General features: G+C 70.5%; 11 protein-coding genes, 1 tRNA gene and 1 pseudogene. 7 read left to right on the forward strand and 6 right to left on the reverse strand.

Going from position 1 to position 19,334, the window contains the following annotated elements:
* The first annotated feature begins 104 nt into the window (after nt 1–104).
* The 6 genes from ACFV7R_RS16425 (at nt 105) to ACFV7R_RS16450 (ending at nt 10,046) form a co-directional block, all read left to right on the forward strand.
* A complete protein-coding gene (locus ACFV7R_RS16425) occupies nt 105–302 on the forward strand; it encodes a hypothetical protein (protein ID WP_385264006.1) in 198 nt (65 codons plus the stop codon).
* 251 nt (nt 303–553) lie between these two features.
* Nucleotides 554–3,376 carry a type I DNA topoisomerase gene (gene topA / locus ACFV7R_RS16430; protein ID WP_385264007.1) on the forward strand — a complete coding sequence of 941 codons (2,823 nt, stop codon included), beginning with the start codon at nt 554–556 and terminating at the stop codon, nt 3,374–3,376.
* A 137-nt stretch (nt 3,377–3,513) separates the two neighbouring features.
* The gene (tmk, locus tag ACFV7R_RS16435; protein WP_385264009.1) at nt 3,514–6,759 is read left to right on the forward strand and encodes a dTMP kinase; all 3,246 of its coding nucleotides are present in this window, start codon (nt 3,514–3,516) and stop codon (nt 6,757–6,759) included.
* A gap of 96 nt (nt 6,760–6,855) precedes the next feature.
* Nucleotides 6,856–8,061, forward strand: a complete 1,206-nt coding sequence (locus ACFV7R_RS16440) for a DNA polymerase III subunit delta' (RefSeq protein WP_385264010.1) — start codon at nt 6,856–6,858, stop codon at nt 8,059–8,061.
* A 197-nt stretch (nt 8,062–8,258) separates the two neighbouring features.
* Nucleotides 8,259–9,863, forward strand: coding sequence for an alpha/beta hydrolase (locus ACFV7R_RS16445; protein WP_385264011.1), 1,605 nt, complete (start codon nt 8,259–8,261; stop codon nt 9,861–9,863).
* A gap of 109 nt (nt 9,864–9,972) precedes the next feature.
* Nucleotides 9,973–10,046: transfer RNA gene (locus ACFV7R_RS16450), tRNA-Thr, on the forward strand.
* Nucleotides 10,047–10,280: 234 nt separating this feature from the next.
* On the opposite strand, the gene ACFV7R_RS16455 is transcribed toward ACFV7R_RS16450, so the two are convergent.
* The 5 genes and pseudogenes from ACFV7R_RS16455 to ACFV7R_RS16475 form a co-directional block, all read right to left on the reverse strand.
* On the reverse strand, nt 10,281–11,810 hold the full coding sequence (locus tag ACFV7R_RS16455) for an FAD-dependent monooxygenase (protein ID WP_385264013.1): 1,530 nt from the start codon (nt 11,808–11,810) through the stop codon (nt 10,281–10,283).
* A 394-nt stretch (nt 11,811–12,204) separates the two neighbouring features.
* Nucleotides 12,205–12,558 (reverse strand): annotated as a pseudogene (locus tag ACFV7R_RS16460) (serine hydrolase); the annotation flags it as partial.
* Between the two features lie 326 nt (nt 12,559–12,884).
* The gene (locus tag ACFV7R_RS16465) at nt 12,885–13,232 is read right to left on the reverse strand and encodes a hypothetical protein (RefSeq protein ID WP_385264014.1); all 348 of its coding nucleotides are present in this window, start codon (nt 13,230–13,232) and stop codon (nt 12,885–12,887) included.
* Between the two features lie 83 nt (nt 13,233–13,315).
* Entirely contained in the window at nt 13,316–14,293 is a 978-nt protein-coding gene (locus ACFV7R_RS16470) for a GNAT family N-acetyltransferase (protein ID WP_385264016.1), read from the reverse strand.
* A gap of 77 nt (nt 14,294–14,370) precedes the next feature.
* Nucleotides 14,371–14,919 carry a carboxymuconolactone decarboxylase family protein gene (locus ACFV7R_RS16475; protein ID WP_385264017.1) on the reverse strand — a complete coding sequence of 183 codons (549 nt, stop codon included), beginning with the start codon at nt 14,917–14,919 and terminating at the stop codon, nt 14,371–14,373.
* 81 nt (nt 14,920–15,000) lie between these two features.
* On the opposite strand from ACFV7R_RS16475, the gene ACFV7R_RS16480 reads away from it, so the two are divergent.
* Nucleotides 15,001–17,886 (forward strand): tetratricopeptide repeat protein, encoded by a 2,886-nt coding sequence (locus ACFV7R_RS16480; RefSeq protein WP_385264019.1) that lies wholly within the window; start codon nt 15,001–15,003, stop codon nt 17,884–17,886.
* A gap of 188 nt (nt 17,887–18,074) precedes the next feature.
* On the opposite strand, the gene ACFV7R_RS16485 is transcribed toward ACFV7R_RS16480, so the two are convergent.
* Nucleotides 18,075–19,034: a D-2-hydroxyacid dehydrogenase family protein gene (locus tag ACFV7R_RS16485; RefSeq protein WP_385264020.1), complete on the reverse strand. Its 960-nt coding sequence runs from the start codon at nt 19,032–19,034 to the stop codon at nt 18,075–18,077.
* Between the last annotated feature and the right edge of the window lie 300 nt (nt 19,035–19,334).

The raw sequence follows: 19,334 nt of genomic DNA on the forward strand, positions 1-19,334 counted from the left end.
CCGTCGGCCTCGCGTTCACGTCAGGTTCGCCTGTGCGCAGCCTGCGCGTGTCAACCTCCCGGGACTGCGCACTCGCGAACGGGAGAAAAGGGGCACGGGGAGCCATGGAGAGCGGACCGGCGATCTTCGCGGGACTGGTGTTCGCCCTGTTCGGAGGCGGGCTGCTGGTGTGGACGGCGACCCGGGTGCACCGCCGCGAGCCCGTCGCCCAGGGTGTGAGTCCCGTCGCATCGGCGACCGTCGCGAGTGTCGTCGCGGTGCTCGCGCTGGCCCTCGGGACGTGGTGCTTCACCCGCTTCTGAGGCCGCCGGTGGTGCGTTCACCTGGGTAATTGAGAGATCACGCTCCGGAACGGCGGATCAGATCGGTGGGCACTCCGGGCGGCAGGAATGGCGGTAGTCGGGTTACCGTTCGAGTGGCCGTTGTGGGCTTTTCCCGTTTGACACGGGGGCGGGATGTACCGTCACACTCCGCAGCGTCAGCCGTGAAAGGTGTCCCGACCCCGGGAGCAAGGCCTGGGGAGGCCCAGCGTCGACCGGAGAGAAGAGCGAAGTTGTCCCCGACCAGCGAGACCGCACAGGGCGGCCGCCGACTCGTCATCGTCGAGTCGCCTGCCAAGGCGAAGACGATCAAGGGCTACCTCGGCCCCGGATACGTCGTCGAGGCGAGCGTCGGGCACATCCGCGACCTCCCCAACGGCGCCGCGGAGGTGCCGGAGAAGTACACCGGCGAGGTCCGGCGCCTCGGTGTGGACGTCGAGCACGACTTCCAGCCGATCTATGTGGTCAACGCTGACAAGAAGGCACAGGTCAAGAAGCTCAAGGACCTGCTGAAGGACTCCGACGAGCTCTTCCTCGCCACCGATGAGGACCGGGAGGGCGAGGCCATCGCCTGGCACCTCCAGGAGGTCCTCAAGCCGAAGATCCCGGTCAAGCGCATGGTGTTCCACGAGATCACCAAGGACGCGATCCGGGAGGCCGTGGCCAATCCGCGCCAGCTCAACCAGAAGCTGGTCGACGCCCAGGAGACCCGCCGCATCCTCGACCGCCTCTACGGCTACGAGGTCTCGCCGGTCCTGTGGAAGAAGGTCATGCCGCGCCTGTCGGCCGGCCGCGTCCAGTCGGTCGCGACCCGGCTCGTGGTGGAGCGGGAACGCGAGCGCATCGCGTTTCGTTCGGCCGAGTACTGGGACCTGACGGGCACCTTCGCGACCGGCCGCGCGGGAGACTCGTCGGATCCGTCGTCACTGGTCGCCCGCCTCCAGACCGTCGACGGCAGGCGGGTTGCGCAGGGCCGCGACTTCGACTCCCTGGGACAACTCAAGAGCGCGAACACCCTCCACCTCGACGAGGCGAACGCCCGCGCCCTCGCCGCCGCCCTGGAGGACACCCGGTTCTCCGTCCGGTCCGTCGAGTCCAAGCCGTACCGCCGCTCGCCGTACGCCCCGTTCCGTACGACGACGCTGCAGCAGGAGGCCAGCCGTAAGCTCGGCTTCGGCGCGAAGGCCACGATGCAGATCGCGCAGAAGCTGTACGAGAACGGCTACATCACGTACATGCGTACGGACTCCACGACGCTGAGCGACACGGCGATCGCCGCCGCCCGCGCCCAGGTCACGCAGCTGTACGGTGCCGACTACCTGCCGCCGCAGCCGCGGACGTATGCGGGAAAGGTCAAGAACGCGCAGGAGGCGCACGAGGCGATCCGTCCCTCGGGTGATCGCTTCCGCACGCCCGCCGAGACGGGCCTGACCGGTGACCAGTTCAAGCTGTACGAGCTGATCTGGAAGCGGACGGTCGCCTCCCAGATGAAGGACGCGACGGGCAACTCCGTCACGGTGAAGATCGGCGGCACCGCGGCCGACGGCCGGGACGTCGAGTTCAGCGCGTCCGGCAAGACGATCACCTTCCACGGCTTCCTGAAGGCCTACGTCGAGGGCGCCGACGACCCGAACGCCGAGCTGGACGACCGCGAGCGCCGGCTGCCGCAGGTCGGCGAGGGCGACCCGCTGTCGGCCGAGGAGATCACGGTCGACGGGCACGCCACCAAGCCCCCGGCCCGCTACACCGAGGCCTCGCTGGTCAAGGAGCTGGAAGAGCGCGAGATCGGCCGCCCGTCGACGTATGCGTCGATCATCGGCACGATCCTCGACCGCGGCTATGTGTTCAAGAAGGGCACGGCACTCGTCCCGTCCTTCCTGTCCTTCGCCGTGGTCAACCTCCTGGAGAAGCACTTCGGGCGGCTCGTCGACTACGACTTCACCGCGAAGATGGAGGACGATCTCGACCGCATCGCGCGCGGCGAGGCGCAGGCCGTGCCGTGGCTGAAGCGGTTCTACTTCGGCGAAGACACGGGTGCGGGCGGTGCCGCGGACGCCGGCAACGGCGACGGGGACCACCTCGGCGGCCTCAAGGAGCTGGTGACCGACCTGGGCGCGATCGACGCGCGCGAGGTGTCCTCGTTCCCGGTGGGCAACGACATCGTGCTGCGCGTCGGCCGCTACGGGCCGTACATCGAGCGCGGTGAGAAGGACTCCGAGGGCCACCAGCGCGCCGACATCCCGTCCGACCTGGCGCCGGACGAGCTCACCGTCGAGCTCGCGGAGGAACTGCTCGCCAAGCCGAGCGGCGACTTCGAGCTGGGCGCGGACCCGGAGACCGGCCACACGATCGTCGCCAAGGACGGCCGCTACGGTCCGTACGTCACCGAGGTGCTGCCCGAGGGCACCCCGAAGACGGGCAAGAACGCCGTCAAGCCGCGTACGGCCTCGCTGTTCAAGTCGATGTCGCTGGACACGGTGACGCTCGAGGACGCGCTGAAGCTGATGTCGCTTCCGCGGGTCGTCGGCACCGACGCGGACGGCGTCGAGATCACCGCGCAGAACGGCCGCTACGGCCCGTATCTGAAGAAGGGCACGGACTCGCGGTCGCTGCAGTCCGAGGACCAGCTCTTCACGATCACGCTGGAGGAGGCGCAGGCGATCTACGCCCAGCCGAAGCAGCGTGGCCGTGCGGCCGCCAAGCCGCCGCTGAAGGAGCTGGGCGAGGACCCGGTCAGCGGCAAGCCGGTCGTCGTCAAGGACGGCCGCTTCGGCCCGTACGTCACCGACGGCGAGACCAACGCGACCCTGCGCTCCGGCGACAGTGTCGAGACGATCACCCCGGAGCGCGGTTTCGAACTGCTCGCCGAGAAGCGCGCGAAGGGGCCCGCCAAGAAGACGGCCAAGAAGGCGGCCGCGAAGAAGGCTCCTGCGAAGAAGGCGACGGCCGCGAAGAAGACCGCAGCCAAGAAGACGACCGCCGCGAAGAAGACCACGACGGCCAAGAAGACGGCCGCCAAGAAGGCGACGGCTTCGAAGACGGCGTCGGACGACTGAACCGAGGCCGGCCGTCAACGGGCCGCCCCTCACCGCGGATTCGCGAAACGAACGCCCCGGCATCATTTCGGTGTCGGGGCGTGCGGACGTTCGGGCATGCGCACGGGAGTGTCGGTGCGGCCCGATAGGCTGAACGCATGACGCGAGCCGAGCAGCCAACGGCCCATCACCCCGCCCCCGACGACACGCTGGTCGCGGACTCCCGCGAGCGTGCCGTCCGTGCGCTGCTGCGCCGACCGCAACTGAAGCGGTTGTGGAGCGCGCAGCTGGTGAGCGGGGTCGGTGACGTCCTCGCGCTTCTCGTGCTGGTCGTCCTCGTCCTCCAGGCGTCGATCGCCGAGGGGTCGTTCGGCGGGGGCTACCGGGGCGTGGCGTTCGCAGTGGCGACCGTGTTCGGGGTGCGCATCCTTGCGACGCTGCTCTTCGGAGCCGTGCTCCTCGGCCCGCTCACCGCGCTCACCTCCCAGGACGGCCCGCTGGACCGGCGCTGGACCATGGTCGGCGCGGACGGTCTGCGGGCCGCGCTGCTGATCGTCGCGCCGCTGTGGATCGACTGGATGCCCCAGGACGCTCTCGCCGTGCTCCTGGTGACCGTCTTCGTCACCGGTGTCGCCGAGCGCTTCTGGACGGTCTGCCGCGAAAGCGCCGCCCCCGCGCTGCTGCCGGCCCCGCCCCCGGAGGGCGCCACCGTACGACCGCTGCCGGACCACATGGACGCGCTGCGCCGTCTGTCGCTGCGCACCACCTTCGTGACGGTCCCCCTTGCGGGTGCCGCGCTTGTGGTCGCGGGATTGTTCAACAATCTGCTGGGTGCGGGGATCGACTGGTTCGGCCAGCACCAGGCGGCCCTCGGTTCGTACGTCGCGGCCGGTCTGTTCGCCGCGTCCCTGTCCGTTCTGACCTTCCTGGAGCTGCCCGGCACACGTACCCCGCGCGCGCGGTCGCCGCTCGAGGGACTGCGCCGCCCGAGGACGGGCACGGGTGCCGACAAGGGCCGCACCGGCGCGATCCCGCTGCTGGTGCTCGCCTGCGCCGCTGTTGCCGGAGCGGTCGCCGCCGCTGTGGCCGTCGCCGTGCTGCACGCCAAGGACCTGGGCGGCGGCCCGGTGACGTACGGGCTGCTGGTGCTCGCGCTGACCGGCGGTGTCGCCGTCGGCATCCGTACGGCGCCGAAGGTGCTGACGTCGCTGTCGCGGCGCCGGATGCTCGCGCTGGCGATCGCCTTCACCGGCGTGGCGCTGCTGGCCGCCGGGCTCGTCCCGGACGTCACCAGCGTGCTGCTGATCGGCGCGCTGGCCGGCATCGGCGCGGGCATGGCCGCCAACACCGGGCATGCGCTCCTCGACCAGGAGGCCGAGGACTTCCGGCGGGCCCGGACCACTGAGCACCTGCACGCGGTGGTACGGGTCTGTGTGGCGCTCGGCGCGCTGATCGCGCCCCTGGTGGCGGCGCTGATCGGGCCGCACCGGCTGGAGAACGGCAAGTTCGTGTTCGCGCACGGCGGGGCGGCGTTCACGCTGATGCTGGTCGGCGCGCTGCTGCTGCCGGTGGCCGCGCTGGTGCTGGCCAAGCTCGACGACCGCTCCGGCGTACCGCTGCGGCACGACCTGCGGGACGCGCTGCTCGGCGGTGACGACCCGGTGCAGGCTCCGACGCCCTCCGGTTTCTTCATCGCCCTGGAAGGCGGTGACGGCGCCGGAAAGTCCACCCAGGCCGAGGCGCTCGCCGAGTGGATAAGGGCCAAGGGCCACGAGGTCGTGCTGACCCGCGAGCCCGGGGCGACCCCGGTGGGCAAGCGGCTGCGGTCGATCCTGCTGGACGTGTCGAGCGCCGGGCTCTCGCACCGGGCGGAAGCGCTGCTGTATGCGGCGGACCGCGCCGAGCACGTGGACACGGTGGTGCGGCCTGCGCTGGAGCGCGGCGCGGTCGTCATCTCCGACCGCTACATCGATTCCTCGGTGGCGTACCAGGGCGCGGGCCGTGACCTGTCCCCGACCGAGATCGCCCGCATCAACCGGTGGGCGACGCACGGGCTCGTACCGCACCTGACCGTTCTGCTGGATGTTTCGCCGGAGGCCGCGCGGGAGCGGTTCACGGAGGCGCCGGACCGGCTGGAGTCGGAGCCGGCCGAGTTCCACACGCGCGTGCGGTCCGGTTTCCTGACACTGGCCTCGTCCGACCCCGGGCGGTACCTGGTCGTCGACGCCGGGCAGGAGCCCGAGGCCGTGGCGACGGTGATCCGGGCCCGGCTGGACCAGATGCTGCCGCTGTCCGAGGCCGAGGTGAAGGCCCAGGAGGAGGCGCGGAAGAAGGCCGAGGAGGAGGCCCGCCGCAAGGCCGAGGAAGAAGCCGCCCGCAAGGCTGAGGAGGAGCGCCTGGAGCGCGAGCGCCAGGAGCAGCTCGAGCGGTTGCGCGCCGAGGAGGAGGAGCGCAAGCGGCGCGAGCTGGAGGAGGCGCAGCGGCGCGAGGCCGAACGGCAGGCGGAGGAGGCCCGGCAGCGGGCCGAGGAAGCGCGCCGCCGGGCGGAGGAGGAGCGGGTGCGGCTCCTGGCCGAGGAGAAGGCGCGGGCCGAGGAAGAGGCCCGGCGCAAGGCCGAGGAGGAACGGCGCCGCAGGCAGGCCGAGGAGGAGGCCCGGCTGCGGGCCGAGGCTGAGGAACGCCGGCTGGAGAAGCAGCGCAAGGCCGAGGATGCGCTGTTGCGGGCCGAGGAGGCCCGGCGGGCGGCCGAGCAGGCCGCTGCGGCGGCCGCGGCGGGCCCCCGGCAGCCGACGGTTCCGGCCACGCCACCGGTCCCGCCGGAGGCGGTGACCGTCCCGACGCCGGTCGTGAAGCCCACGGGCGGGCCGCTGGAGGAGACGACGGTCCTGCGGCCGGTACGGGACGAAACGCCGGGCACTGACGAGCCCTCCGGTGACTCCGGCGCCGACCCCGAGGTGACCGCCGAACTGCCGCAGCCGCCCACGACTCAGGGCGCGGCGGACGAGACGGCTGTGCTGCCGCCGGTGGGTGCCGCGGACGAGACGGCTGTGCTGCCGCCGGTCGGTTCGGCGGATGAGACTGCTGTGCTGCCGCCGGTGGCGCCCGGTGCCGAGGACGAGACCGCGGTGCTGCCTCCCGGGCCGGGCGAGAACCCCGTGGACCGGGTTCCGCCGGGATTCTTCCGGGACGAGCGGCCGGGGGCCGGACCGGACGGCGGTGAGGACCGTACGAGGGAGCTGCCCCAGGTCGACGCCGAGGGGACGCCGCAGCGGCGCCCGCGGCCGGACTGGGCCGAGGAGACCCCGCTGGACGATCTGCCCACCCTGGCGGACGAGCTGCTCGGGCCCCGCGAGGACGCGTACGACGACGAGCAGGGCCGTCGAGGGCGGGGCAGGGACCGCTGAACTGCGGGGGTGGCGGCCGGCGCGGGCTCCGTTGTCAGTGGTCGCCCCCACAATGGATGGCGTACCGCGGAGTGTGACGGAAGGGCGGCGTGACCCATGAGCGTGTGGGACGACCTCGTCGGGCAGGAGAAGGTGAGCGAGCAGCTCACCGCCGCTGCCCGGGACGCCGACGCCCTGGTCACCGCAGCCGCGGCCGACGCCCCGCTGCCCGAGGCGTCCAGAATGACGCACGCCTGGCTGTTCACCGGGCCGCCCGGGGCGGGGCGGACGCAGGTGGCGCGGGCGTTCGCCGCCGCGTTGCAGTGCGTGAGCCCCGACCGCGCGCTGGGCGGCGCCCCCGGCTGCGGCTTCTGCGACGGGTGTCACACAGCGCTGGTCGGCACCCACGCCGACGTCACCACCGTCGTGGCCGTGGGCGCTCAGATCCTCGTCGACGACATGCGGGACACGGTGCGCAAGTCGTTCACCTCACCGGCGAACGGCCGCTGGCAGGTGATCCTCGTCGAGGACGCCGAGCGGCTGAACGAGAAGTCCGCCAACGCCGTCCTCAAGGCCGTCGAGGAGCCCGCCCCCCGCACGGTCTGGCTGCTGTGCGCCCCTTCGCTCGAAGACGTCCTGCCCACCATCCGCTCCCGCTGCCGCCACCTGAACCTGCGCACGCCCTCCGTGGACGCGGTCGCCGACATGCTCGTACGACGCGAGGGCGTCGAACCGGACGTCGCGGCCGCGGCGGCCCGTGCGACGCAGGGGCACGTGGACCGGGCCCGCCGACTCGCCACCGACCCGGCTGCCCGAGAACGCCGGGCCACCGTGCTGAAGCTGCCGCTCCGTATCGATGACATCGGCGGCTGCCTCAAGGCCGCCCAGGAGCTGGTCGACGCGGCCGCGGAGGACGCCAAGCAGCTCGCCGAGGAGATGGACGTCAAGGAGACCGAGGAGCTGAAGGCAGCGCTGGGCGCGGCCCAGGGCGGCCGGATGCCGCGCGGTACGGCGGGCGTGATGAAGGAGCTGGAGGACAAGCAGAAGCGCCGCAGGACGCGTACACAGCGCGACAGCCTCGACCTCGCGCTCACCGACCTCACCGCCTTCTACCGCGATGTTCTCGCCCTCCAGCTCGGCTCCCGGATCGCGCTCGCCAACACGGACGCCGAGGACACCCTGGAGCGGCTCGCCCGCGGCAGCTCCCCCGAGTCCACCCTGCGCCGCATCGAGGCGATCGCCGCCTGCCGCGACGCCCTCGACCGCAATATGGCGCCCCTGCTGGCCGTGGAGGCGATGACGATGGCGCTCAGATCGGGGTGACGGGGCGGGCCGCCCAGCCGTGGGTCGCGTGGGCCGGCCGCGGTGGCGCACCTGGCGCGTGCCGGTCAGGCGAAGTGAAGCTCTTTGCCGTGGGCGTCGTGTTGACGCGTACCTCGTTCGAGGGACAGCCCGCACTCGTCCGTGGCACAAGCAGCACACGCCGTGCCCAATCCATCGCACAGCGTTACGCTCGCTGAATGTACACAAGGCGCACCCACCGCTGGTCAAGGACCATGTTCAGTGCCAGGTCCCGTACCGGAGCCACCCTCGTCGCCGTCGCGGCGCTGTTCCTCTCCGCCTGTTCCTCCGGGAGCTCGACGAGTTCGGCCAGCTCCGCGGCCGGGGCGGCGGAGCTGACCGCGCTGCCCCGGGCCACCCCGTCCGACCTGGCTCCGTACTACGGGCAGAAGCTGAAATGGCGTGCCTGCGGTGTCCCCGGCTTCGAGTGCGCCACCCTGCGCGTGCCACTCGACTACGCCGAGCCGGCCGAGGGCGACGTGCGGCTGGCCGTGGCCCGCAAGAAGGCCACAGGCCCGGGCAAACGGCTGGGCTCGCTGCTGGTGAACCCGGGCGGACCGGGCGGCTCCGCGATCACCTACCTCCAGTCGTACGCCGGTGTCGGCTACCCGGCGGAGGTCCGCGCCCGCTACGACCTGGTCGCGGTCGATCCGCGCGGCGTCGCCCGCAGCGAGCCCGTCGAGTGTCTCGACGCGCGAGAGATGGACACGTACACGCAGACCGACGTCACGCCCGACGACAAGCGGGAGGTCGACGGACTCGTGGACGCCTACAAGGAGTTCGCGGAAGGGTGCGGCAAGCACTCGCCCGAGCTGCTGCGGCACATCTCGACAGTCGAGGCGGCCCGGGACATGGACGTCCTGCGGGCGGTCCTCGGGGACGAGAAGCTGACGTATGTGGGGGCGTCGTACGGCACGTTCCTCGGAGCGACGTACGCCGGGCTCTTCCCACAGCGGGCGGGACGGCTCGTCCTGGACGGTGCATTGGACCCGTCGCTGCCCGCGCGCCGGCTGAACCTCGACCAGACGGCGGGCTTCGAGACGGCGCTGACCGCGTTCGCGAAGGACTGCGTACGGCACACCGACTGTCCTCTCGGCAAGCCGGGGACGCCACCGGAGCAGGTCGGACGCAACCTGAAGGCGTTCTTCGACAAGCTCGACGCGAGGCCGCTGCCCACCGGCGACGCGGACGGCCGCAGGCTCACCGAGTCCCTCGGCACCACCGGCGTGATCGCGGCGATGTACGACGAGGCGGCCTGGCCGCACTTGCGCGAGGCGCTGACCTCGGCGATGAAGAAGAACGACGGCGCGGGTCTGCTGGCCCTGTCCGACACGTACTACGAGCGGGACCCCGACGGCGAATACTCGAACCTGATGTTCGCCAACGCCGCCGTGAACTGTCTGGACCTCCCGCCCGCCTTCGACACCCCGGACCAGGTCCGTGAGTCGCTCCCCGCCTTCGAGAAGGCGTCCCCGGTCTTCGGCGAGACCCTCGCCTGGGCCGCCCTGAACTGCGCGTACTGGCCGGTCGCGGCCACCGGCGAGCCGAAGCGCATCGAGGCGAAGGGCGCCGCCCCGATCGTCGTGGTCGGCACCACCCGGGACCCGGCGACCCCGTACCGCTGGGCCCAGTCCCTGTCCCGCCAGCTCTCCTCCGGCCGCCTCCTCACCCACCAGGGCGACGGCCACACCGCCTACGGCCGCGGCAGCGACTGCATCGACCGCACGATCAACGCGTACCTTCTGCGCGGCACCCCTCCGGCGGACGGAAAGCGCTGCTCATGACGCACGTCACCAGCCCCGGCATCCTCGGGCTCCGGGGCTGGTACGGAGCACCGCCGGAATCTGTGTAGACTTACCGACGTTGCTGATCGCACCATAGTGCGGACGGCGCGCCGCCTTAGCTCAGATGGCCAGAGCAACGCACTCGTAATGCGTAGGTCTCGGGTTCGAATCCCGAAGGCGGCTCAGAGAAACCCCAGGTCACACAGTCCGTGGCCTGGGGTTTTCAGTTGCTCAGGGCATGACGCGCCACCCGGCCGAGGTGCCGTGACTTTGCTTGCGTGAGCGGAGGGGCTGTCAGCCTTTCTTCGCGACCTTCTTGGCCTCGGCCCTCTTCTTCCCTTTGGCCTTCGCCTTCTCGAATCCATGACCTTGCCGGTCATTCAGCTGTATGCATCGGCGTGGCGATCTGTCGTCGTTTCACGGTGTGCCGAACCAGCCGGAGAGTGCTTCTCGCAGTGCGGGCGCGGCGGTGTCGGAAGGTTCGTCGATGGTCGCGGCCCAGGCGATGTGGGCATCCGGGCGGATCAGCAGGGCGTCGGCCGGTCGCCGGTCGGTCTTGGCGGTGTGGATGTCGACGCGATCCTGCCAGTCTCGCGCGGCCTCGCGCAGGTCCGAGCGTTCGGCGAGGTCGAGCAGGACGGGCCGGGCGGTGTGCATGAGCTCCGCGACGCTGGTCACGCCCTGGTCGGTGTGCAGGAACAGGTCGGGTGCGAAGGCACCGGCCAGCGCGTGGTGGCCGGGGCCGGGCATGGGGTAGCGGATGTCGGTGCCGGCGAGCAGCGCTCCCATCCGGAGCAACGGCTGCTCGTCGGTGAGCAGTTCCTGGAAGACCTCCCTGAGCGCTTCGGCGGCCGGGTCGTTACCGCGCCGCAGTGCCACCTGAGCTCGGGTGTGCAGCATGGTGCGGGCGCCGGCGAGATGGCGTTCGACGTGGTAGGTGTCCAGCAGACCGGCCGGTGCCCGGCCCTGGACTTCGGTGGCCAGTTTCCAGGCCAGGTTGACCGCGTCGAGCATGCCGGCATTGATCGCCACACCGGTGGCGGGGAACAGATGCGCCGCATCACCGGCCACCAGAACTCGCCCCTCCTGGTAACGCTCGGCCTGCCGGGCTTTGAAGGTGAACCGCGACAACCTGACGGTTTCCCCCAAGGGCAGGTCCACGCCGAGCACCCGGCGGATGCTGTCCTGGACCTCGGGCAGGGTCATCGGGATGTCATCGTCGTATTCGACGGTCTCGTCCTCGACGGTGTAGAGCGAGACGACCTCGGAGGCGGGCGATGCGGCGAGTCCGAACAGACCTCGGTCCGTCCGGGTGAAACCCGCGCGGAGCGTGCCGAAGCCGGGGACCTCGAGGTCGCCGTTGTCGAGCACGGTGACCGTGTCGGGCAGGGTGACCTGGGCCAGCCGGTTGACTTCCGGATAGGTGGTGCCGGGGAACGGGATGCCGGCCCAGTCACGGACCCGGCTGCGTGCGCCGTCGCACCCCACGACGTAGCGGGCGGCCAGCCGGTACGGCCCGGCCGGGCCACGCACGTCCACGGTCACCGCGGTCTCGTCCTGGCTCAGCCCGACCACCTCGTGTCCGCGGCGGATGTCGACACCCCGTTCGTCGGTGCACTCGTCGAGCACGCGCTCAAGCCGCTGCTGCGGGAGCGGCAGGGCGTGCATCGGAGGGTCCGCCAGCTGGGTGAAGTCCAGATGCACACCGCCGAACGGGAACCGGGGAGCCGGGAGCGGGCCGGTGCAGGCTGCTTCGAAGCGTTCCAGCATGCCTCGGTAGCGCAGCAGTTCCAGGATCTGGCCGCCGAGACCGCCGGCCTTGGGGATGTCCCTGCGCTGCGGGTGCCGCTCCAGGACCAGCGGTCGCACACCGGCCAGGCGCAGTTCGGCGGCCAGCATGAGACCCGTCGGGCCGGCGCCCACAATGATCACATCGGCGTCTGTCATCGGTTGATCCTCTCAGGGTTCGTCGACGAGGTGAGGGGTTTCGCCGTGTCCGTGCTGATGTGCGCGGGGGTGTTGCTGCGGTCTCGCAGGACGGTCAGGGCGAGTACGGCTGCCGCTGGCCGCCACCGGCGCTGGTCGAGAAAGCGCTGGACATGGTGAAGGTGAAGGCTTGGCGAGCGGTGTCGGCGAGGGCCATCGGGACAAAGGCCAGTCGGCCTGAGTGGAGCTGAAGCCGAGCACGTATTGCGGGGACTGGGAATCAGCACAGTCGCGTCTCTGGGCAGTTTCGGCCCACGGTGCCAGCCGTACCGCCCTGACCTGCGGCTTCATCCCGTCCGCGTCTCCGGGAGCCCCGAATTACGCGGAATGCGGGCCGACTGGGCTCGGGTCGGTGTCAGTCGTTGACTGCCTGGTAGAGCGTGGTCCAGAAGTCGTGGATCAGCCGCGCCGGATCCGGGACGGACAGCCCGACCTGGGTGAGCAGGATTCCGGTGAGCTGGTTGGTCGGGTCGGCGTAGGCCGAGGTGCCGGTTCCGCCGTCCCAGCCGAACTGGCCAATCGGCGCGTAGTCGCCGCGGTAGGTGCGCACTGCCATTCCGAAGCCCCAGCCGCCCTGCTGCCCCTGGCCGAAGGAGATGTGGACGTTGTTGGTGGCCAGGGCGTTGCGGGCGGCGTTCTGCTCGGGCGTCAGCCGGTTGGTGGTCATCAGTTCGACGGCGGGCCGGGACAAGATCCGCTCGTTCCCGTGCCAGCACGTCACGCAGTCTGCGCAGCCCTGCTTCAGAGAGGCCGCAGTTGCTGTTTCTCATGACGAATGTCCCTAGTATTCGATCTTCAAGGTCGGCCCGGGGGAGCTGGGCCTGGTGAGCCCGTGGTGCTCAGGTTCTTGTTCGACGTGGGCCGCTGACACGCGGCGAGAGGCGGTCGCGGCGTGTGGTCCGGGTGGACCAGGCCGTCCACGCGAGCGGTTGTCCGCTGGGTGAGCGGGCCGGGTCAGGGCCCTGGCGGGCCGCGGTCACTCCTGACTCGCACCACCCCATGCCAGGGTCCGGAGCAGACCTTCGTGATATCCCGTCAAGCGGCGTCGAGGGCTGCGATGATCTTGCGGGTCATCTCGGCCCTGGTGGGGCTGGGCCCGCCGCACTGGGTGGCTGCTGCTTCGATGGCGAGGATGACGGTGCTGCGGAAGTTGTCGGCCTCTGCCGGGGACTGCTTCTTGAGCAGTCCCATGGCCCCGGTCAGGGCCGGCAGGACGTGTTCGGCGAGTTGGGCCACGGACTTGCCGTTCAGGTTCACGCCCTTTGTCCTGTCGGCGAGCACGTGCCCGATCGGGCCGGTCGCGGAGGCCAGGGCGATGGACCCGTCGGAGGCGATCCGGTGCGGCGAGCCACCGGCGGCACCGGCGGCGGCCAGAAGCGACACGGCGCCGTACGCGGCGGTCCGCAGGGTCAGCTTGTCCTGATCGGTAAGGGTAAGGGCATGCGGATGCTCTCCTTGCGAAGTGGTCAGGTGGTGGGCAGGTCGAGCTGGTTTTCGTGGGTGCGGCGGTGGGATCGGAAGCCCAGCCGCTGGTTGACCGCGAGCATGTGGGTGTTGTCCTGGGTGTTGTCGGTCTCGATCTCGCTGATGCCGGGGTGCTCGGCACGCAGCCTGCGCACCATCGCGGCCTTGATCCACAAGCCGATCCCGTGGCCGCGGTGCGCGGGCACGACGGCGGTGTCGTACTGCAGTGCCCGGCGGGTCTCCCCGGCCCGGATGACGATCTCGGCGTATCCGGCCATCTCCCCCTTGCCGAGCGCGGCGGTCGTGAGCAGCAGGTCACCCCGGTCGGCCAGCACTTGGGCCATGGCGCGGACCCGGTCGGCGGTCCAGGTCTGGCTGCCGTAGTCCATGTCGCCGGTGGGCATGTCGTTCATCGCGTTCTTGGCCGCGGCGAAGGCGTCGGCCAGCTCGTCGGGAACCGTTCCGGTCCAACCGGCCAGCTCGTAGCCGGGATGCTCGATGTCGGCCTGGGCGTCGTCGGCCCGCGCGACGTCGAGCAGGAGGTGGTCCAGTGTCAGCACTCTCCGAAAGCCGCGCGCGGCGCAGAAGGCGTCACCGGGACCGCCGTCGACCGCGGCGGTGATCAGGCTGCGCCGCCGCTCCCCCTTTGCAGCGAGTACGGCCACGGCCAGCAGCTGCGAGCCCACTCCCGAGCGCCGCCGGTCCGGGTGGACGTGCAGTTCCAGCTCGGCCAGGTGATCTTGGCCCGGCGAGGTGAACAGCCGTAGCCCGGCCACACCGACCACCGCGCCGCCGGTGTCGGTGGCCAGCCAGAACAGCCGACGGCTGTCCAGCCCCTCAGCGGTGAGCTGGGCATGGACCTGCTCGGGTGTGGGCCGGGGCTCGTCGGGCAGATCGTCGGCGAGCGAGGCCACCAGGACCGCGTGCCAGGCGGTGGCTTTCTCAGCCGACACCGGAGACATCGGGGCAATGCGGATCATACGGAACTCCTCGGGTGGAATGTCTCGTGCGTAGCCCGGTACAGGTGGTCCGGCCAGAACGGCGTCATCGCTCTCCTTCAGTCGCTGTGGCGGACGAGCGGCCAGTCGATGTCAACGCGGGCCGCCTTGGCGAGGTAGTTGGTGAACACGTTGAGAGCCACATGGGCGACAACCTCGACGGTCTGTCCGTCGGACAGACCGTCGTGCCGGGCCATGGCCAGCTGATCGTCGGAAACAGCCCCGCGGTCCCGGACCACGGCGGAGGCCAGGGCCAAGACCGCGGCTCCCCAGGGATCGCCGGCTTCGCCCCTCCTCGCGCGGGCCGTCTCGAGCGCAGTCAGCCCGACCACCTTGGTCCCGCGGAACGAGTGCACTGACAGGCAGTAGTCGGACCTGTTCTCCTGTGCCACCAGCAGAGCGATGCGCTCGATCAAGTCCGGCGACAGGCTGGTTCCCTCCGGACCCAAGGCGCCGACGACGCCCAGGTACCCCTTCAATACGGCCAGGTTGTTGGCCATCACCTTGGCCAGATTGGGGATGACCCCCAGAGCCTCATGCGTGGCGGTGAACAGTCGTGCGGCTTCACCGGTGGCGATCTCCGGATCAACGATGTGAAGTCCCTGCATGCCGGCAATCCTGCGAGCAGGCCTTGATAGATTTCCGATGCGTTCTCGATGCAAGTGCTGGTGACCCCGGGGGGTGACGGCATGCGGTTCACGATCCTCGGCCCGGTGGAGGCCGTGGCTCCCGGTCCGCAGCCGCCCGGGCTGGCACCCCGGCATCGGGCGGTGCTTGCCTATCTGCTGCTGCATGCCGGGGTTGTGATCAGTACAGATCGGCTGATCGATGCGATGTGGGGGCCATTGCCGCCGGATTCTGCCCGCGCGCAGATCCAAACCACGATCGCCGCGATCCGGCGGATGCTGCGCGCTTCCGGAGCCGACCAGATGCTGGCAACTCGCCCGGCCGGCTACATGATCACCCTCGAGCCCGGCCAACTCGATCTGGACGAGTTCACCGTCCTGATCGCCAAGGCACAGGCCGTCTCCGGTGACCAGCAGGACGCCGCCGACCAGATCCGTGCCGCGCTCGCACTGTGGCGGGGAGAGCCGTTGGCCGATATCACCGCGGATTACGTCCAGAGCGCCAGAGCGCGACTGAACGGGCAGCGACTGACCGCCATCGAGCGCCTGGCCGACGTGGAACTGTCCCTGGGCCACCACGACAACCTCATCGACGAGCTGACCGTCCACGTGGCGGCCAATCCGATGCGGGAACGGCTCTGCGGCCAGTTGATGCTCGCCCTGCACCGCGCCGGACGCCAACCCGAGTCGTTGCAGGTGGCGAGAACCTTCCGGGCGACCCTGGTTGAACAGCAGGGACTGGACCCGGGCCACGCCTTCAGCAAGCTCGAACAGGCCATCCTGCTCGACGACCCCGACCTGCAGGCACCGGCCACCGCGCCGGCGAAGCCGCAACAGGTGAACTTCCTGCCCTACGACGTCCCGGATTTCACCGGACGAGAACGCGAGCTCGACAGGCTCGCCCGCTCGTGGACGAGTAACAACGGTCGAGTCGTGACGATCTCGGCGATCGACGGGATGGCCGGGGTCGGCAAAACGGCGCTCGCGGTCCATGCGGGACACCACCTCGCGAACCATTTCCCCGACGGGCAACTCTTCGTCGACCTGCAGGCGCACACCGCCGGCCAGGCACCCCTCGACGCCGGCGCCGCACTCGAGGTCCTCCTGGGGCAACTCGGCGTGCCCGCAGAACGCCTCCCGGCGTCCGTCGCCGAGCGCGCCGCGATGTGGCGCTCGGAGCTGTCCGGCCGTCGCGTGCTGGCCGTACTGGACAACGCGCTCAGCGCCGATCAGATACGACCGCTGCTGCCCGGCACCTCCCGCTGCCTCGTCCTGATCACCAGTCGCCGACGGCTGACCGACCTGGACGGCGCACAGGCCCTGTCCATGGATGTGCTGCCTGCCGCAGACGCCGTCACGCTGTTCACGGCGATCGTGGGAGAACGCGCGGTCGCCGAACCGGTCGCCGTCCTCGACGTACTGCACCTGTGCGGCTTTCTGCCCCTGGCCGTCCGCATCACCGCCGCCCGCCTGCACCATCGCCCCCGCTGGACCGTGGAATACCTGGCCGGCCGGCTTCGCGACCAGCGCCGCAGACTGTCTGAGCTGGCCACCTCGGAAAGAGGCGTGGCCGCCGCCTTCACCCTGTCCTACCAGCAACTGGATCCCGATCAGCAGCGCATGTTCCGGCTCCTGGGTCTGCAGCCGGGCCGTGACATCGGCCCCGCCGCGGCCGCCGCCCTGGCCGATCTTCCACTCGAGCGGGCCGAGATACTCATGGAAGATCTCCTGGACGCCCACATCCTGGCCCAGTACCAGCCCGGTCGCTACACCTTTCACGATCTGCTGCGCGAACACGCCCTGGCCACTGCGGACGCGCACGAAACCCCAGACGCCCAGCACCAGGCCCTCGGCCGGCTGTTCGACCACTACCTCCAGATCGCGAGCACCGCCGTCGACCGCCTCTACCCCGAGGGCAAGAACCGCAGGCCACGCGTCCCCGCGCCGGACGCCCTGACCTGGTCCCCACAGGACGAGGCCGAGGCGATCGCATGGCTGGACGCCGAGCGCGCGAACCTCATGGCCGTCGGCCAGCACGCCGCCGACACCGACGGGCTGACACGCACCAGCCGCCTGGCGGCCACCTTGCACCGCTACCTGCTCGGCCACGCCCATCACGTCGACGCACTGGCCCTCCACGGCCTGGCGCTCCAAGCAAGCCGGCGACACGGCGACACAGCGGCCGAGGCCCGCACTCTCCTCGACCTCGGCGAGGTGCATTTCTGGTGGTACGGCCACTTCGAGCAAGCGGCCGAAAACTACCGGCACGCCCTGAAACTCGCACGCGAAACCGGCGACCAGGGCGCCGAATCCCGGGCACTGCACAACCTCGGCATCACCCTCACGAGGCGGCGAGAGTACGACCAGGCCCAGGACAACTACCGGCAATCCCTCGCCCTGTTCCGCGAGCTCGGCGATCGCGCCGGCGAAGCCAACAGCCTGACCAACCTCGGCATCGTCCATCAGCACCATGGACGCTACGAAGACGCTCACGACCTCCATCGCCAGGCGCTGCGCCTCTATCGCGAGACCGGATCTCGCATCGGTGAAACCGTCGTCCTGAACAACCTCGGCCTGGTGTGCCGGCGGCAGGGCCGCTATGACCAGGCTCGCTACCATCATCGCGAGGCCTTGCACCTGTGCCGCACGTTCGGCTTTCCCGGAGACGAAGCCGAATCGCTCAACGGCTTGGCGGAAACCGCCCGATCCATGGGCGACCTCGCCCAGGCTGTGGACGACCACAACGCCGCGCTGGCTCTCGCCCGCGAGGTGAGCTACCGGCCCGAACAGGCTCGCGCTCACGATGGCCTGGCGCACGTCCACCGTGACCTCGGCCATATCGACCACGCCCGCGACCACGCCCTGCAGGCCCTGGACCTGTACACCGCCCTCGACGCCCCCGAGGCCGACGAGACCCGCACCTTCCTCAACGATCTCCATCAGCCATGACACACAGCTGAAAGATCGCCGCCTTCGCTCACCATGCTCGGCAAGGCCGCAACCGCGTGCTCAGGGCGGTCGACGCCGCCTCTGGTTCCGTGTCGTCGGCCTCGGGCGCATCACGCGCGTCGAGCGTGACAAGGAGATCGGTGAGCGCCTTGTGCGGCATGCCTGGCTGCGTGAGATGGCGGGGCGGGTCAGCCGAGGAGGCGTACCGGGTTTCCGGCGAGGTAGGCACGGATGTTGTCGACGGCCTGGCCGTAGTAGCGCTCGTAGTTGGCCTGGGTGACGTAGCCGAGGTGGGGGGTGGCCAGGAGGCGGGGGGCCGTGCGCATCGGGTGGTCGGCGGGGAGGGGTTCCGTGTCGAAGACGTCTACGGCCGCGCCGGCGATGCGGCCCTCGTGCAGGGCGGTGAGCAGGGCGTCCTGGTCGACGATCGCGGCGCGCGAGGTGTTGATCAGGTAGGCGGTCGGCTTCAGGAGGGCGAGTTCGGCGGGGCCGAGCAGGCCGCGGGTGCGGTCGCCGAGGGCCAGGTGGACGGAGACGAAGTCGCTGGTCGTGAGGAGGTCCTCCTTGGTGGCGGACCGGTGCACTCCGACCTCGTCCGCCCGCTCCTTGGTGAGGTTCTGGCTCCAGGCGGTGACCTCCATGCCGAACGCGAGGCCGATCCGGGCGACCCGGCTGCCGATCTTGCCGAGGCCCAGCAGGCCGAGCCTGCGGCCGTGCAGGTCGGCGCCGACCGTCGACTGCCAGGGGCCGCCGGCGCGCAGGGCGTTGTTCTCCTGGACGATTCCGCGGGCCAGACCCAGCAGCAGGGCCCAGGTGAGTTCGACCGGGGGAGTGGAGGAGCTCTCCGTGCCGCACACGGTGACGCCGCCTGCGCGGGCGGCGGCGTAGTCGATCACCGAGTTGCGCATGCCGGAGGCGATCAGCAGCTTGAGGCGGGGGAGGCGGTTCAGGAGCGTGGCCGGGAAGGCGACGCGTTCGCGCAGGGTCACCAAGAAGTCGAAGTCCGCGAGGGCCGTGGCGAGTTCGTCCTCGGTGGTGAAATGTTCGGAGAAGGTGACGACCTCCACCCGGTCGCTCACCGGTGACCAGTCGGCGACGGAGGTCGCGACGTTCTGGTGGTCGTCGAGCACGGCGCAGCGGAATCGCATGTCGGTTCTCTCCCCGGGTGTCGGTGTCTCACCCAAGGGTGGCGGGCGATCCCGCGGGGAGGGACGCGGGCCCCGGTCGTTCACCTCAGCCGACCGGAGCCCACAGGCGTCCCCGGATCCGGCCGCGGCGGCGACACTCCCCCGAGCGACGCGTGACGCGCGCACCGTCGGGCCAGATCCGTTGTAGTGATCACATCAGGCCCCACCAACGGATCGCTAACATATGGCCAACGGTTCTCCATGTCGTTGTCGGCCAATTGGCGTGAAGTCACCAGGCGGCGCCGGGATCGGTACCGGGAA

Origin of the sequence: Streptomyces sp. NPDC059866, from assembly GCF_042731325.1 — a bacterium.
Taxonomy (GTDB): Bacteria; Actinomycetota; Actinomycetes; order Streptomycetales; family Streptomycetaceae; genus Streptomyces; species Streptomyces flavusporus.

Coding starts and splice junctions, on each gene's coding strand:
- ACFV7R_RS16425 (WP_385264006.1), top strand. CDS start 105: ATGGAGAGCGGACCGGCGATCTTCGCGGGACTGGTGTTCGCCCTGTTC.
- tmk (WP_385264009.1), top strand. CDS start 3,514: ATGACGCGAGCCGAGCAGCCAACGGCCCATCACCCCGCCCCCGACGAC.
- ACFV7R_RS16440 (WP_385264010.1), top strand. CDS start 6,856: ATGAGCGTGTGGGACGACCTCGTCGGGCAGGAGAAGGTGAGCGAGCAG.
- ACFV7R_RS16470 (WP_385264016.1), bottom strand. CDS start 14,293: ATGATCCGCATTGCCCCGATGTCTCCGGTGTCGGCTGAGAAAGCCACC.
- ACFV7R_RS16475 (WP_385264017.1), bottom strand. CDS start 14,919: ATGCAGGGACTTCACATCGTTGATCCGGAGATCGCCACCGGTGAAGCC.
- ACFV7R_RS16480 (WP_385264019.1), top strand. CDS start 15,001: ATGCGGTTCACGATCCTCGGCCCGGTGGAGGCCGTGGCTCCCGGTCCG.
- ACFV7R_RS16485 (WP_385264020.1), bottom strand. CDS start 19,034: ATGCGATTCCGCTGCGCCGTGCTCGACGACCACCAGAACGTCGCGACC.
- ACFV7R_RS16445 (WP_385264011.1), top strand. CDS start 8,259: ATGTACACAAGGCGCACCCACCGCTGGTCAAGGACCATGTTCAGTGCC.
- ACFV7R_RS16455 (WP_385264013.1), bottom strand. CDS start 11,810: ATGACAGACGCCGATGTGATCATTGTGGGCGCCGGCCCGACGGGTCTC.